Source organism: Thalassococcus profundi, from assembly GCF_003344785.1.
Classification (GTDB): Bacteria; Pseudomonadota; Alphaproteobacteria; order Rhodobacterales; family Rhodobacteraceae; genus Puniceibacterium; species Puniceibacterium profundi.
In genome coordinates this window covers 111341-124825 of the sequence record NZ_QPMK01000017.1, presented here as the reverse complement: position 1 = coordinate 124825, position 13485 = coordinate 111341, and the positions used below count along the sequence as shown (strand labels likewise).

18 protein-coding genes and 1 tRNA gene are annotated in these 13485 nt (G+C 66.6%); 16 read left to right on the top strand and 3 right to left on the bottom strand.

Features of this window, described 5'->3' with window-relative positions:
- Positions 1 to 323: 323 nt before the first annotated feature.
- Both DU478_RS22735 and DU478_RS18315 read right to left on the bottom strand, forming a co-directional pair.
- Positions 324 to 743 carry a GIY-YIG nuclease family protein gene (locus DU478_RS22735; protein WP_147276384.1) on the bottom strand — a complete coding sequence of 140 codons (420 nt, stop codon included), beginning with the start codon at positions 741 to 743 and terminating at the stop codon, positions 324 to 326.
- A gap of 66 nt (positions 744 to 809) precedes the next feature.
- A tRNA-Thr gene (locus DU478_RS18315) sits at positions 810 to 884 on the bottom strand.
- A 98-nt stretch (positions 885 to 982) separates the two neighbouring features.
- Between DU478_RS18315 and DU478_RS23180 the strand changes: the two genes are divergently transcribed.
- From DU478_RS23180 to DU478_RS18255, 13 genes are all read left to right on the top strand, one after another.
- Entirely contained in the window at positions 983 to 1141 is a 159-nt protein-coding gene (locus DU478_RS23180) for a hypothetical protein (protein ID WP_199488371.1), read from the top strand.
- 24 nt (positions 1142 to 1165) lie between these two features.
- Positions 1166 to 2437, top strand: a complete 1272-nt coding sequence (gene murA / locus DU478_RS18310) for a UDP-N-acetylglucosamine 1-carboxyvinyltransferase (protein WP_114512411.1) — start codon at positions 1166 to 1168, stop codon at positions 2435 to 2437.
- The gene (locus tag DU478_RS18305) at positions 2434 to 2898 is read left to right on the top strand and encodes a DUF2948 family protein (RefSeq protein WP_114512410.1); all 465 of its coding nucleotides are present in this window, start codon (positions 2434 to 2436) and stop codon (positions 2896 to 2898) included. The genes murA and DU478_RS18305 overlap by 4 nt, the downstream gene beginning before the upstream one ends.
- Before the next feature lie 309 nt (positions 2899 to 3207).
- The gene (gene hisD, locus DU478_RS18300) at positions 3208 to 4509 is read left to right on the top strand and encodes a histidinol dehydrogenase (protein WP_114512409.1); all 1302 of its coding nucleotides are present in this window, start codon (positions 3208 to 3210) and stop codon (positions 4507 to 4509) included.
- Positions 4510 to 4641: 132 nt separating this feature from the next.
- Positions 4642 to 5121 carry a UPF0262 family protein gene (locus DU478_RS18295; RefSeq protein ID WP_114512408.1) on the top strand — a complete coding sequence of 160 codons (480 nt, stop codon included), beginning with the start codon at positions 4642 to 4644 and terminating at the stop codon, positions 5119 to 5121.
- Positions 5122 to 5123: 2 nt separating this feature from the next.
- Positions 5124 to 5570, top strand: a complete 447-nt coding sequence (locus DU478_RS18290) for an arsenate-mycothiol transferase ArsC (RefSeq protein WP_114512407.1) — start codon at positions 5124 to 5126, stop codon at positions 5568 to 5570.
- Positions 5571 to 5966, top strand: coding sequence for a ketosteroid isomerase-related protein (locus DU478_RS18285; RefSeq protein WP_114512406.1), 396 nt, complete (start codon positions 5571 to 5573; stop codon positions 5964 to 5966). It begins immediately after the preceding gene.
- Positions 5966 to 6562 (top strand): GNAT family N-acetyltransferase, encoded by a 597-nt coding sequence (locus DU478_RS18280; protein ID WP_114512405.1) that lies wholly within the window; start codon positions 5966 to 5968, stop codon positions 6560 to 6562. The genes DU478_RS18285 and DU478_RS18280 overlap by 1 nt, the downstream gene beginning before the upstream one ends.
- A 155-nt stretch (positions 6563 to 6717) precedes the next feature.
- Complete coding sequence (locus DU478_RS18275; protein ID WP_114512404.1) at positions 6718 to 7602, top strand: carbon-nitrogen hydrolase family protein; 885 nt, start codon at positions 6718 to 6720, stop codon at positions 7600 to 7602.
- Positions 7603 to 7685: 83 nt separating this feature from the next.
- Positions 7686 to 7904, top strand: a complete 219-nt coding sequence (gene infA, locus DU478_RS18270) for a translation initiation factor IF-1 (protein WP_005978431.1) — start codon at positions 7686 to 7688, stop codon at positions 7902 to 7904.
- An 84-nt stretch (positions 7905 to 7988) separates the two neighbouring features.
- Entirely contained in the window at positions 7989 to 8588 is a 600-nt protein-coding gene (locus tag DU478_RS18265; protein ID WP_114512403.1) for a Maf family protein, read from the top strand.
- A complete protein-coding gene (locus DU478_RS18260) occupies positions 8585 to 9604 on the top strand; it encodes a ribonuclease E/G (RefSeq protein WP_114512402.1) in 1020 nt (339 codons plus the stop codon). Before DU478_RS18265 ends, DU478_RS18260 begins: the two co-directional genes overlap by 4 nt.
- Positions 9601 to 9792, top strand: a complete 192-nt coding sequence (locus DU478_RS18255; RefSeq protein WP_114512401.1) for a DNA gyrase inhibitor YacG — start codon at positions 9601 to 9603, stop codon at positions 9790 to 9792. Before DU478_RS18260 ends, DU478_RS18255 begins: the two co-directional genes overlap by 4 nt.
- A gap of 234 nt (positions 9793 to 10026) precedes the next feature.
- On the opposite strand, the gene DU478_RS18250 is transcribed toward DU478_RS18255, so the two are convergent.
- Entirely contained in the window at positions 10027 to 10542 is a 516-nt protein-coding gene (locus DU478_RS18250; protein WP_114512400.1) for a winged helix DNA-binding protein, read from the bottom strand.
- A gap of 75 nt (positions 10543 to 10617) precedes the next feature.
- Here DU478_RS18250 and DU478_RS18245 point away from each other — a divergent pair, with 75 nt between their 5' ends.
- Genes DU478_RS18245 through DU478_RS18235 form a run of 3 tightly spaced genes read left to right on the top strand, consistent with a single transcriptional unit; the run spans position 10618 to position 13485 of the window.
- Positions 10618 to 11892, top strand: coding sequence for an NAD(P)/FAD-dependent oxidoreductase (locus tag DU478_RS18245; protein WP_114512399.1), 1275 nt, complete (start codon positions 10618 to 10620; stop codon positions 11890 to 11892).
- Between the two features lie 35 nt (positions 11893 to 11927).
- Positions 11928 to 12899, top strand: coding sequence for a TRAP transporter substrate-binding protein (locus DU478_RS18240; protein WP_114512398.1), 972 nt, complete (start codon positions 11928 to 11930; stop codon positions 12897 to 12899).
- Between the two features lie 58 nt (positions 12900 to 12957).
- Positions 12958 to 13485 (top strand): TRAP transporter small permease, encoded by a 528-nt coding sequence (locus DU478_RS18235; RefSeq protein WP_114512397.1) that lies wholly within the window; start codon positions 12958 to 12960, stop codon positions 13483 to 13485.

The following is a 13485-nucleotide window of genomic DNA, read 5'->3' as shown; positions in this document are numbered from 1 at the left end:
CCGCCAACGGGACACTCGATCCGGCGCGTCTTGAACGATGGCGCAAGCTTACGGAGGAAAACCTGACCAATACCTCCACCCAGTCCGGACCCCGTGGTAACAAAATCACAAAGACCCCTGGCAAACGACACTGACGAGCTTTCGGCCCCAACCGGACCTTCGGGGTGGAAGTCAGCGCCGCAGTGCGGCCTCATTGAACCAGCCGTTCATGCAGCGCGCAGCATCTTTGCAGGTTGGATGACCGGCGTGCGGCATGAACTGGCTACTTGCACTCGCGCACCAAATACATGCTGGTGATTCAAGCTCAGCACACATGGGGCGTTCTATTCACCCCATCCCGTCACGTCACCGCAGAGCCGCCCGTTGTGCAGCTTGATGTGATCGCCATAAAGATAAGCGCTGACCTGTAGCGGTCCGGGCAAAACCCGAACATTATGCAGTGGGCCTTCATGCCGAATGCAGCATTGTTCAGCCACCTCGGCCAAACCACGGTCGGGGAAGAACTCATAGAGCACAGCGACGGCGTCCGCACGCCACCTCTTGCGCCAGTGCGCCTTGTCGCGCTCTTCGGGCTGGTTGGTGATGCCGACATATAGCAGCGCACCGTCAGCGTCGAAATATCGGTAGAGGGCGGTGGGATTGGTCGACGGACCAATCTCGTCCAACTTTTGATAGCAGTAAGCCGTAAAGTCCGGCCCTGACCCATCTTGCCAAAATCCTGCCACAGATACATGCGTGTTCACGCATGGTTCTGCTTGGACAACGAAATATACATCGCGCCTTACAGTGTTGTATTTAAAGGGTAATGATGGTGCTGTGAGAGAGGATTGAACTCTCGACCTCACCCTTACCAAGGGTGTGCTCTACCACTGAGCTACCACAGCACCGGGCACCTTGCGGTGTGGGCGGCTGATTAGACGCAAATCCGAAGCGGTGCAAGCGCAATCTGGACGGTTTTTCCTCCCTGCGTTAGAGAGGGCGCATGGAGCAGAAACCGGGTGCCCCCAAATCCCCGCGCGAGACGCGCGAAGACCGCCTGAAGGCGGCGCTCAAGGCCAATCTCGCGCGCCGCAAGGCGCAGGCGCGCGCGAAAAAGGCCGGCGCCGCGGGCAGGGACGCCGCCCGGGACGAAACCCGCTAAGGGTCAGAGCAAAGGACAGCCAGAATGGATTCGATCGTCGTCACCGGGAACGGGCCTCTTCACGGGCAGATTCCCATCGCCGGGGCCAAGAACGCCTGTCTCACCCTGATGCCGGCGACGCTGCTGAGCGAGGAGCCGCTGACGCTGACCAACGCGCCGCGGCTGTCGGACATCCGCACCATGACCAGCCTGCTGCAGTCGCTGGGTGCCGAGGTCCAGAGCCTGCAGGACGGGCAGGTGCTGGCGATGTCGAGCCACGACATCCACAACCACACCGCCGATTACGACATCGTCCGCAAGATGCGCGCCTCGATCCTGGTGCTGGGGCCGATGCTGGCGCGCGACGGCCATGCGGTGGTGTCGCTGCCCGGTGGCTGCGCCATCGGCGCGCGGCCCGTGGACCTGCACCTGCGCGCGCTCGAAGCAATGGGGGCAGAGCTCGACCTGCGCGACGGGTACGTGCACGCCAAGGCGCCCTCGGGCGGGCTGCGCGGCGGCGTGGTGGAGTTTCCGCTGGTGTCGGTCGGAGCCACCGAGAACGCGCTGATGGCGGCGACCCTGGCGCGCGGCACAACGATTCTCAAACGCGCGGCGCGCGAACCCGAGATCGTCGACCTGGCCGATTGCCTGCGCAAGATGGGCGCGCAGATCGAGGGCGACGGCACCGACACGATCACGGTACAGGGCGTCGACCGGCTGGGCGGGGCGACGCACCGCGTGGTGACCGACCGGATCGAGCTGGGCACCTACATGCTGGCCCCGGCGATCTGCGGCGGCGAGGTGGAGCTGCTGGGCGGCCGTATCGACCTGGTCGGCGCCTTCTGCGAAAAGCTCGACGCCGTGGGAATCTCGGTCGCCGAAACCGAAAACGGGCTGACCGTCGCCCGCAAGAATGGCCAAATCCGCGCCGTCGATGTCACCACCGAACCCTTCCCGGGCTTTCCCACCGATCTGCAGGCGCAGATGATGGCGCTGCTCTGCACCGCCGAAGGCACCTCGGTGCTCGAGGAAAAGATCTTCGAGAACCGCTTCATGCACGCGCCGGAGCTGATGCGCATGGGGGCCAGGATCGACGTTCACGGCGGCCATGCGACGGTCACCGGGGTCGATCGGCTCCGTGGCGCCCCGGTGATGGCGACCGACCTGCGCGCCAGCGTTTCGCTGATCTTGGCGGGCCTCGCAGCCGAAGGCGAGACGGTGGTCAACCGGGTCTACCACCTCGACCGCGGTTATGAACACGTGGTGCGCAAGCTCTCGGGCGTCGGTGCCAAGATCGAAAGGATCAAGGGCCAATGACCGAAGACGCCCGCTTCGAAGACGGTGCCGCACGGCCGCTGCACCTCGGCGCCATGGACACCGACGACCTCGCGGTGCTGTCGGCGCTGGCGCAGGATGCGGTGTTCCCGGTCACCGAAATGACCTGGCAGCGCTCGCGCCGCCGCTTTGCCCTGCTGCTGAACCGCCTGCGCCGCGAGGAAAGGGCGCCGGGCGGACCCGAGCGGGTGCAGTCGGTGCTGGTCATCGACAATGTGCTCAAGGTCGAAAGCCAGGGGGTGGACCGCGCGGAAACCGACACGATCCTGTCGCTGCTCTCGGTGGATTTCGAGCCCGGCCCCGACGCCACCGGCCACGTGCTGCTGACGCTCGCCGGCGACGGCGTGATCCGCGCCGAGGTCGAAGCGCTGGAACTGACGCTCAAGGACGTGACCCGCCCCTATCTCGCACCCTCCGGCAAGACGCCACAGCATCCGGACTGAACCGGTCCGCGCGCCCCTGCGGAAAACGTCGACTGTCCCGACGTGCCGGCGATCGCAGGAACCGCGCTGCCGGCCGTCGTCGTCCCGGCACCGGCTTGCCCGCGCCGACGCAGAACACCTACGCAAAGCGACGCGCGCCCCTTCTTCGGTTCTCAATAACCTCGGAGAGCGCGAGAGGCTGGCCTCTCGCATCGCCCGTTGCGGGCGATCCCTGCCGGTCGTCCGGCACCGTCGATCCGCGCCGCGCAGACTTGAGGCTTGGCCCACCCGCCTATATGGACGCCTCAGACCAGAAAGAGGCCCGAAACCATGCCCGTCTTCCTCGATACAACGCAGCCCGATTTCGACGCCGCCTTCACCCGTCTGCTGGGCGCCAAGCGCGAGGACAGCCCGGACGTGGACGACGCCGTGGCGGCGATCATCGCCGACGTGCGCGCCCGCGGCGATGCGGCGGTTCTCGATCTGACGGCGAAGTTCGATCGGCTCACGCTCACCGCTGAGACCATGGCCGTTTCCGCCGCCGAAATGGAGGCCGAGATCGCCAAGGTCCCGGACGCGGACCGCGCGGCACTGGAACTGGCCGCGGAACGCATCCGCGCCTACCACGCCCGCCAACTGCCCCAAGACGCCGAATGGACCGACGACACCGGCGCGACGCTGGGCTGGCGCTGGACACCGGTGGGGGCGGCGGGGCTCTACGTGCCGGGCGGGCTGGCCAGCTACCCGTCATCGGTGCTGATGAACGCGATCCCCGCCAAGGTCGCGGGCGTGCCGCGGCTCTGCATCACCGTGCCGACGCCGGACGGGGTGGTGAACCCGCTGGTCCTGCTGGCCGCCCGGATCGCCGGGGTGGACGAAATCTACCGCATCGGCGGCGCGCAGGCGATCGCGGCGCTGGCTTACGGCACCGACACCATCGCCCCGGTGGACAAGATCACCGGGCCGGGCAATGCCTATGTCGCGGCGGCCAAGCGGCGGGTCTTCGGCCGCGTCGGCATCGACATGATCGCGGGCCCGTCCGAGATTCTGGTCATCGCCGACGGCGACACCGACCCGGACTGGATCGCGCTCGACCTCATGAGCCAGGCCGAACACGACGAAAGCGCGCAATCGATCCTGATCACCACCGATGCGGCTTTCGGCCGGGCGGTGGCAAAGGCGGTGGAAACGCGGCTCGGGACGCTGCAACGCCGCGCCATCGCCGGCGCCAGCTGGCGCGACTTCGGTGCCGTCATCACCGTGCGCGACCTTGACGAGGCGGCGGCGCTGTCGAACCGTGTCGCGCCCGAACACCTCGAGCTTTGCGTCACCGACCCGCAGGCGCTGTCGCAGAAGATCACCCATGCCGGAGCGATCTTTCTCGGCCAGTGGACGCCAGAGGCCATCGGCGACTATGTCGGCGGGCCGAACCACGTGCTGCCCACGGCGCGCTCGGCGCGGTTCTCGTCCGGCCTGTCGGTGCTCGATTTCGTCAAGCGCACGACGCTGGCGCGGATGACGCCGGAAAGCCTGCGCGCCATCGGCCCCGCGGCGGAGCGTCTCGCCGCCTCCGAAAGCCTCGAGGCGCACGGATTGTCGGTGACGGCGCGGCTGCGCAAGCTCAACGGCTGAGCGCAGGGGGCAGTGGGTTGCAAATCCATCCTACGCCGCGCCGCGGGCCACCGCGCCCTTCGGGTCATTGCCGCGCGGCAGCGAAGCGGGTAGCGTCGGCGCCGGAGGATGCCAGCAGACAGAGGTCCGTCCATGAGCCGCATCGCGCATATCGAACTGGATGACGCAGGTCTTCCGCCGCCCACGCCCGAGATCGAACAGGAACGCCGCGTTGCGATGTTCGACCTGATGGAGCAGAATTCCTTCGTCCTGCCGGACCGCGAGGGCCGCGATGTGCCGCCCGGGCCCTACCGCGTCGGCCTGTCGATCCGCGACAAGCGGCTGGTCTTCGACATTGCCACCGAAGCCCATGAAAAAGCGGCGGAATTCCACCTCTCGCTGTCGCCCTTCCGGCAGGTGGTCAAGGATTACTTCCAGATCTGCAAGAGCTATTTCGACGCGGTCAAGACGCTCGCCCCGAGCCAGATCGAGACCATCGACATGGCCCGCCGCGGCATCCACAACGAAGGTGCGCGCATCCTGCAGGAACGGCTCGAAGGCAAGGCCGAGGTCGACGAGGACACCGCCCGGCGGCTCTTCACGCTGATCTGCGTGCTGCATTTCGGGGGCTGAGCGTGCCGCAGACCCTGCCGCAATCGGTTCTGTTCTGCTGCGACCACAACGCCGTGCGCTCGCCTATGGCCGAGGGCATCATGAAAAAGCTCTACGGCTTCGACACCTACGTGCAGTCGGTGGGCGTGCTTAACGATCTCGAGATCGACGGCTTCGCCATCGCCGCCTGCCAGGAGATCGGCGTGGAACTGTCGCGCCACCGGTCCCGCAATTTCGAGGATCTCGAACAGATGGGCGAGGCGCTGTCGGGCTTCGACCTGATCGTCGCCATGTCGCCGGCCTCGCAGAAACAGGCGCTGGACCAGACGCGGATGTTCCACCTCAGCGTGGAATACTGGCCGATCATGGACCCCACGGGCCTGGGCGAGACCCGCGAGGCCAAGCTCAACGCCTATCGCCAGACACGCGACCAGATATACGATCAACTCAAGGGAAAATGGGGACAGTGAATGTCTAAGGCCACGCTCACGCGCTATTTCGACGCTTTCAACCGCAAGGACACCGAGGCGATGCTCGACTGCCTGTCCGAAGATGTGGCGCATTACGTCAACGAGGGCGAGGTGCGCATGGGCCGCGAGAACTTCCGCGCCTTCTGCGCCCACATGGCGCGCTGCTACGACGAGAAACTGACCGAACTGGTGATTTTCGAGGCCGAGGACGGCAACCGGGGCGCGGCCGAATTCATGGTGAACGGCACCTATCTCGAAACCGACGAGGGCCTTCCGCCGGCACGCAGCCAGACCTATCGCCTGCCGGCGGGGTCTTTCTTTTCGCTGGCAGACGGCAAGATTACCCGGGTGGTGACCTATTACAACCTCGCCGACTGGATCAAGCAGGTGTCGTGATGCGGACTGAGGTTCTGACCGGACCCGCGCTTGACAGGGCGCTCGACGACGTGGCGCGGCTGCGGATGGCGGTGTTTGCAAAGTGGCCGTATCTCTACGACGGCGATCTCGATTACGAACGCCGCTACCTGCAAACCTACCGCGACAGCGAAAACGCCATTCTGGTCGGCGCCTTCGACGGCGACACGCTTGTCGGCGCATCGACCGGCGCGCCGCTCGAAGACCACGCCGAGGATTTCGCTGCCGCCTTCGACGGCACCGGTCTTGCGCTGAACGAAGTGTTCTACTGCGCGGAATCGGTGCTGCTGCCCGAATACCGCGGCCAGGGGGTCGGCGTGCGCTTCTTCGACCTGCGCGAGGCCCATGCCCGCACCCTGGGCCGACGCTATTCCGCCTTCTGTGGCGTCCTGCGCCCCGCCGATCATCCGCTGCGCCCCGCCGATTACGTGCCGCTCGACGCCTTCTGGCGCAAGCGCGGCTACGAGAAACTCGACGGCGCCGTAGCGCAGTTCCGCTGGAAAGACCACGATCAGCCCCAAGAAACCGACCACCCGCTGCAATTCTGGATCAAACCGCTGGGTCCGGATGCGACGTGATCTCGATTGCGATCGGCCTTGACCCGGACCGGCACCGGAATGATAGCCTTTCGCCGGCAAAAGGCTCCGATCCGCCTTCATCTTGCCAATAAACCTCCACGGGGGTCTGGGCGTGTGAAACCCCCAGGTCCGACGCAGACCACAGGACACGCCCCATGAAACTCGCCACCGCAGCCTATCCCATGGATTTCCTCGACAGTTTCGACGCCTACGCGGCAAAGCTGACCGCCTGGGTGGCCGATGGCGCAGCCAACGGGGCGGAGTTGCTGGTCTTTCCCGAATATGGCGCCATGGAACTGGCGACGCTCCGGGGCCGCGCCGTGGCGGGCGATCTCGAAGCCTCGCTGCACGCGGTGTCCGAGGCCATTCCCGCCGCCGACGCGCTGCATTCGGAGCTCGCGCAAAAATACGGCGTGCATATCCTGGGTGCCTCCGGTCCGGTCTTCGATACAGAGATCGGCAGTCGTCCGGTGAACCGCGCGCGGCTCTTCACGCCGACGGGGGCGATGGGCGTGCAGGACAAGCAGATCATGACCCGGTTCGAGCGCGAGGAGTGGAACGTCGTGCCCGGCGGGCCGCTGCGGCTCTTCGACACCAGCCTCGGGCGCATTGCGGTGCTGATCTGCTACGACAGCGAATATCCCCTGCTGGGACGGGCGCTGATGGAGGCGGACCTCGTGCTCGTGCCCTCCTGCACAGAGGCGCTGGCGGGCTACTGGCGGGTGCGCATCGGGTCGATGGCCCGGGCGCTCGAGCAGCAATGCGTGACCGTCATGGCCTCGACCGTGGGCGCCTGCGACTGGTCCTACGCGGTTGACACCAACACCGGCGCGGGTGGCGTCTTCGGCCCGCCGGACCGCGGCTTTCCCCCCACGGGCGTCATCGCCGAGGGCGTGCTGAACCAGCCCGGCTGGACCTATGCCACGGTCGACATGACGGCCGTCGCCCAGGTCCGTGCCGATGGCGTGGTGTTGAACCGGACGCACTGGGCCGATCAGGCGGGCCGCGACTCGGCCCCCGAGCCACAGCGCCTGCGCTGAATTGCACCTTGAAAAGCTTGCGCAATGGCCTCATATCCTAGCGCGATCCGCCTGTGGGCGGAATCGGTTAACAAGGAGAGACCATGGCCAAGGAAGATACGCTCGAATTTCCCGGTGTCGTGAAGGAACTCCTGCCTAACGCGACGTTCCGGGTCGAGCTTGAAAATGGCCATGAGATCATCGCGCATACGGCAGGCAAGATGCGCAAGAACCGCATCCGCGTCCTCGCAGGCGACAAGGTACAGGTCGAGATGACCCCCTACGATCTGACCAAGGGTCGGATCAACTATCGCTTTAAGTAGGCCGCGCTCCGCGCGGCCCGTGGGGCAAGCGTCTCGCTATGCGGGGCGCGGCCAACACTCGTTTCAAGTCTGGGTGCCCGAAACATGACAACCGGACCCGAACGCCACCGCCTGATCCTCGGCTCCGGTAGCCCGCGCCGCCGCGAATTGCTGGCCCAGCTGGGCATCGGCGCCGACGACATCCGCCCCCCCGACATCGACGAGACCCCGGAGAAGGCAGAATTGCCGCGCCCCTATTGCATCCGCATGGCCCGCGAAAAGGCTTGGGCGGTTCAGGCCGGTGACGACGACATCGTGCTGAGCGCCGACACCACCGTGGCGCTGGGCCGCCGCATCCTCGGCAAGCCTGCCGATGCGGGCGAGGCGGCGGCGTTTCTCACTGCACTTTCCGGCCGCCGTCACCGGGTCGTCACCGCCGTCGCGGTGCGGCGCGGCGACCGGATCTGGGAGCGCGACGTGGTCACCGCGGTGAAGATGAAGCCGCTGTCGAACGCGGAGCTGAACGCCTACCTCGCCTCCGAGGACTGGCGCGGCAAGGCCGGTGGCTACGGCATCCAGGGGCCCGCTGGTGCGTTCATTCCCTGGATCAACGGCAGTTTCACCGCCGTCGTGGGCCTGCCGCTTCTGGAGACCGCGCATCTGTTGCAAGCGGCGGGTTATCCCGTCTGGAAGGAGGCCCGATGAAAGGCCGCACCATCGCGCTCGATCACCTGAACGGGGCCGAAGCGGCCGCCCTCATGGTCGATGGGCAGTTGCAGGACCTGCTGATCGACAGCGACCTGCCGCGCCCGGGCACGATCTACCGCGCCATCGCCGAACGCCCCATGAAGGGGCAGGGCGGGGTGTTCCTGCGCAGCCCCGACGGCCCCTGCTACCTGCGCCAGATCAAGGGTGTGTCGCCGGGCCAGGCGCTGCTGGTGCAGGTCACCGGCTATGCCGAACCCGGCAAGGCGATCCCGGTGACGCCGAAGATCCTCTTCAAGAGCCGCTACGCCATCGTCACCCCCGACGCGCCCGGGCTCAACGTGTCGCGCAGCATCAAGGACGAGGCCCTGCGCGACCGGCTGCTGGAATTGGCTCACGACTCGATGACCGGGGAGGGCGGGCTGATCCTGCGCTCCTCCTGCGCCGCCGCCGAGACCGACGCCATCGCCGAGGATATCGCCGCCATGGCGGATCTCGCCGCGCAGGTCATGGCCGATGCGAGCGGCGACGCCGAAACCCTGGTCGAAGGTGACGGCCCGCATGCGCTGGCCTGGCGCGAATGGACCGATCCGGCCGAGATCGACACCGCCTCGGGCAGTTTCGAGACCCACGGTGTCCTCGATGCGCTGGAGGCGCTGCGCAGCGACACCGTGCCGCTGGGTGGCGGCGCGTCGATGCACGTGGAGCCGACCCGCGCGCTGGTCGCGGTGGATGTGAACACCGGCGGCGACACCTCGCCGGCGGCGGGGCTCAAGGCCAACATGGCCGCCCTGCGCGACCTGCCGCGACAGCTGCGCCTGCGCGGCCTTGGCGGCCAGATCACCATCGACCCGGCACCCTGCCCGAAGAAGGACCGCAAGCAGATCGAGGGCGTTCTGCGCGCCGCCCTGCGCGCCGACACGGTCGAGACGGTGCTGGTGGGCTGGACACCGATGGGCAACCTCGAACTGCAACGCAAACGCGACCGGATCGCCCTGACGCAGGTGCTGCCATGACCTGCCCGCTCTGCGCCAAGGAGACCGACCCGGCCTTCCGCCCCTTCTGTTCCAAACGCTGTGCCGATATCGATCTTGCCAAGTGGCTGAGCGGCTCCTACGCGATCCCGTCCGAAGATCCCGAGGATATTGAGGAGGCGTTGAACGCGGCGCTGAACGAGGCCGATCCGCCGAAGAAGCCGCACTGAACGCGGTGATGAGCGCGGTGGAATGCCTGCGGCATACGAGAGACGCTGTCTCTCGTGCTCTCTGGAGGTTTATCGGCAAGATGAAGCCGGGTCGGGCGGCGCGCGCGGTCCTGACTTTTCGGCCTGAGGTTCCGGGGGTGACGGTCCGGCCTGCGCGAGGGCCGGGTGTGTCCGCGCGGGCGGGCACGACGCCGGTCCCTTGGGTTTGGCGGGGTTTAAAAGCCGGAGATCGGGTCAGTAGGTTGTGGCGGCGCGGGCCGCCTGATCGTACTGGCCGGACATCAGGCGCAGAAGGGCGGCGAGGCGGGTGACCTGTTCGGCTTCGACGCCCAGCTCTCCGACCGCGCCCAACAGCAGCGAATCGCGAATCTCGCGGTAGCGCTGGCAGGCGGCGGCGCCGGCCTCGGTCGCGGCGACGGTCTTTTCCTTGCCCTGCCGGCCCTCGGCCACCAGGCCGGCGCGCGACAGTTTCTTGACCGCGTAGTTCACCAGATGCGTGTCCTCGATGTTGAGCACCAGGCACAGGTCCGACAGCCGCTTCGGCCGGTCGCGGTGGTAGACCGAATGCAGCACCAGCACCTCGAGCGCGGTGAGGCCGGGGTACCCGGCGGTGGCCATGCAGCGCACCACCCAGCGCTGGAAGGCGTTATGCGCCAGCGTCAGGCCGAATTCGAACTCCGAGATCTCGGGAAAGTTGCCCTGCGCGAGGTGCGCCGAGGACACCACCGGACCCAAATCATCCTGTTTCATAAGCATATCCTGCGCGGTTCCGATATTTTGTCAATAATTTGTTGACGAAATGCGTGAATAGCCAAGAATGAGGGCATGGAATCAGCGACCGGCAAGAGGAATGGCATGACCCGACCCCCGCATGTAGTCGTGATCGGCGCCGGGATCGTCGGGGTTTCGACCGCGATCTGGCTGCGGCGCTTCGGCGCCGAAGTCACGTTGGTCGACCGGGGCGCGCCGGGGCAGGGCACCTCCTTTGGCAACGGCGGGGTGCTTGCCGCCTGCGCGGTGTTGCCGGTGACCGGGCCGGGGCTGTTGCGGCAGGCGCCGCGGATGCTGCTCGATCCGGGCAAGCCGTTGTTCCTGCGGTGGTCGTACCTGCCGAAGCTGCTGCCCTGGCTGCTGAAATATCTGAGCCATGCCAATGACAAGGACACGCGGCGGCTGACTGCGGCGCTGGGGCCGATCGTGGCCGACAGCGTCGATCAGCACATGGCCCTGACCGAGGGGCTGGGCGCGCGGCGCTACGTGACCCCCAGCGATTACGTCTATGCGTTCCGGGATCGCAGGATATTCGAGGCCGATGCCTATGGCTGGGCCTTGCGCCGGGAGGCCGGGTTCGAGCCGCAGCTTCTGGAAGGGGCGGCGGTGCAGGAATACGAGCCGGCGTTGGGGCCGGACATCCGTTGCCTCGCGGTGCTGAAGGATCATGGCCATGTGCGCGATCCTGGGGGGTATGTCACGGCGCTGGCCGAGGATTTCACCGCCATGGGCGGGCAGATCCGGCGCGCGGAGGTGCGGGACGTGGCGCTGGAGGACGGGCGGATCACCTCGGTGCTGACCTCCGACGGCCCGCTGGCCTGCGACCGGGCGGTGATCACCGCCGGGGCCTGGTCGGGGCCGTTGCTGAAGAAGCTGGGACTGAAAGTGCCGCTGGAATCCGAACGCGGCTATCATATCCTCTACGAAAACGCGACCGGCGGGCCGCGCGTGCCGGTGATGATCGACGCCGGGAAATTCGTGGCGACGCCGATGGATGCGGGGCTGCGCTGCGCGGGAATCCTCGAATTCGGCGGTCTCGAGGCGGGGCCGACCCGCGCGCCGCTGCGGATGCTGCGCGCCAAGGTGCGCGCGGCGCTGCCCGGGTTGCAGGCGACGCGCGAGGTGGAGTGGATGGGCCATCGGCCCGCCACCTCGGACAGCCTGCCGCTGATCGGAGAGATCGGGCGCACGGGTGTCTTTGCCGGGCTGGGACACCACCACATCGGCCTCACGGCCGGGCCCAAGACGGGCCGCCTTCTGGCGGGGCTGATCACGCAGCGCCCGTCCAATACAGACCTGACCCCGTACCAACCGGGGCGCTTTTCCTGAGTTCAACCATAACTTCACCAACGGGAGATAACGACATGACGTATATCGGTAAAACCTTCGCAGGGCTCGCCTGTGCAACGGCGCTCACTACGCCGGCCCTGGCCGAGACCTGGGACATGCCCATGGCCTATTCGGCCAGCAACTTCCATTCCGCCACCGGCGCGGAATTCGCCGAATGCGTGACCACCGGCACCATGGGCGAGATCGAGATCGTCACCCATCCGGGCGGGTCGCTCTTTGCCGGTGCCGACATCAAGCGGGCGATCCAGACCGGCCAGGTGCCGATCGGCGAGCGTCTGCTGTCGGGCCATGCCAATGAAAACGCCGTCTTCGGGTTCGATTCGGTGCCGTTCCTGTCGCCCAGCTTCGATGATCACGCACGGCTTTGGGAAGCGGCGCAGCCGGAGATCGAGAAGGTGCTCGAAGAGCAGAACCTGCACCTGCTCTATTCCGTGCCGTGGCCGCCGCAGGGGCTCTATTTCGACCGCGAGATCACGTCTGTCGAGGACATGGCCGGGATCAAGTTCCGGTCCTACAACAACGCCACCGCACGGCTTGCCGAGCTTACCGGCATGGCGCCGGTGACCATCGAGGCGGCGGAGCTGAGCCAGGCCTTCGCCACCGGCGTGGCGGAATCGATGATTTCCTCTGGCGCCACCGGCTACGACCAGAAGGTCTGGGAATCCCTGTCGCATTTCTACCAGGTCGATGCCTGGCTGCCGCGCAACTACATCATGGTGAATGCCGACACATGGGAGGCCACCTCGGATGCCAGCAAGGCGGTGATCGAGGGCTGCGCGGCGTTGGCGGAATATGCGGGGCTCTACCGGGCCAAGGAATACACCAACTTCACCTACGAAGGCCTGCGCGAGGGCGGCATGACCGTGACCCCGCCGTCCGAGGAACTGATGTCGGGGCTGCGCGAGGTCGGCGACACCATGACCCAGGAATGGCTGGAGCAGTCCGGCGAGGCCGGTCAGGCCATCGTCGACGCCTACAACCAGTAATGCGCGAGCGGGCGGTCCGGGGCGTCCGGGCCGCTCTACACAACGCACGGAGGCGAAAATGGCACGACTGATCCGGCGCGGGCTTGACGCGCTTTACCTGGCCGCCGGGGTCGGCGCGGCGCTCTGCCTGATCGCCATTCTGGTTCTGATCGTGGCGCAGATGCTGGCGCGCTGGACCGGCACGACCTTTCCGGGCGCCTCGGCGTATGCAGGCTATGCCATGGCGGCGGCGTCCTTCCTGGCCTTTGCCAATGCGCTCAATCGCGGCGCGCATATCCGGGTGTCGATCCTGCTCAACGCGGTGCCGGCGCGGATGCGCTGGGCGCTCGAGGTCTGGTGCTTCGGCCTGGCCGCGGCGATCGCCTGGTATTTCACCTATTACGCCTACTGGTTCACCTACTGGTCGTGGAAATTCAACGAAGTGTCGCAGTCGCAGGACGCCACACCGCTCTGGATTCCGCAGTCGGTCATGGTCATCGGTGGCGGCATCCTCGCGCTCGCGCTGAGCGATCACCTGCTGCACGTGCTGATCAAGGGCGATCACCGGATCACCCGCGACCTTGTCGACCAGAGCATGGGAGAGTGA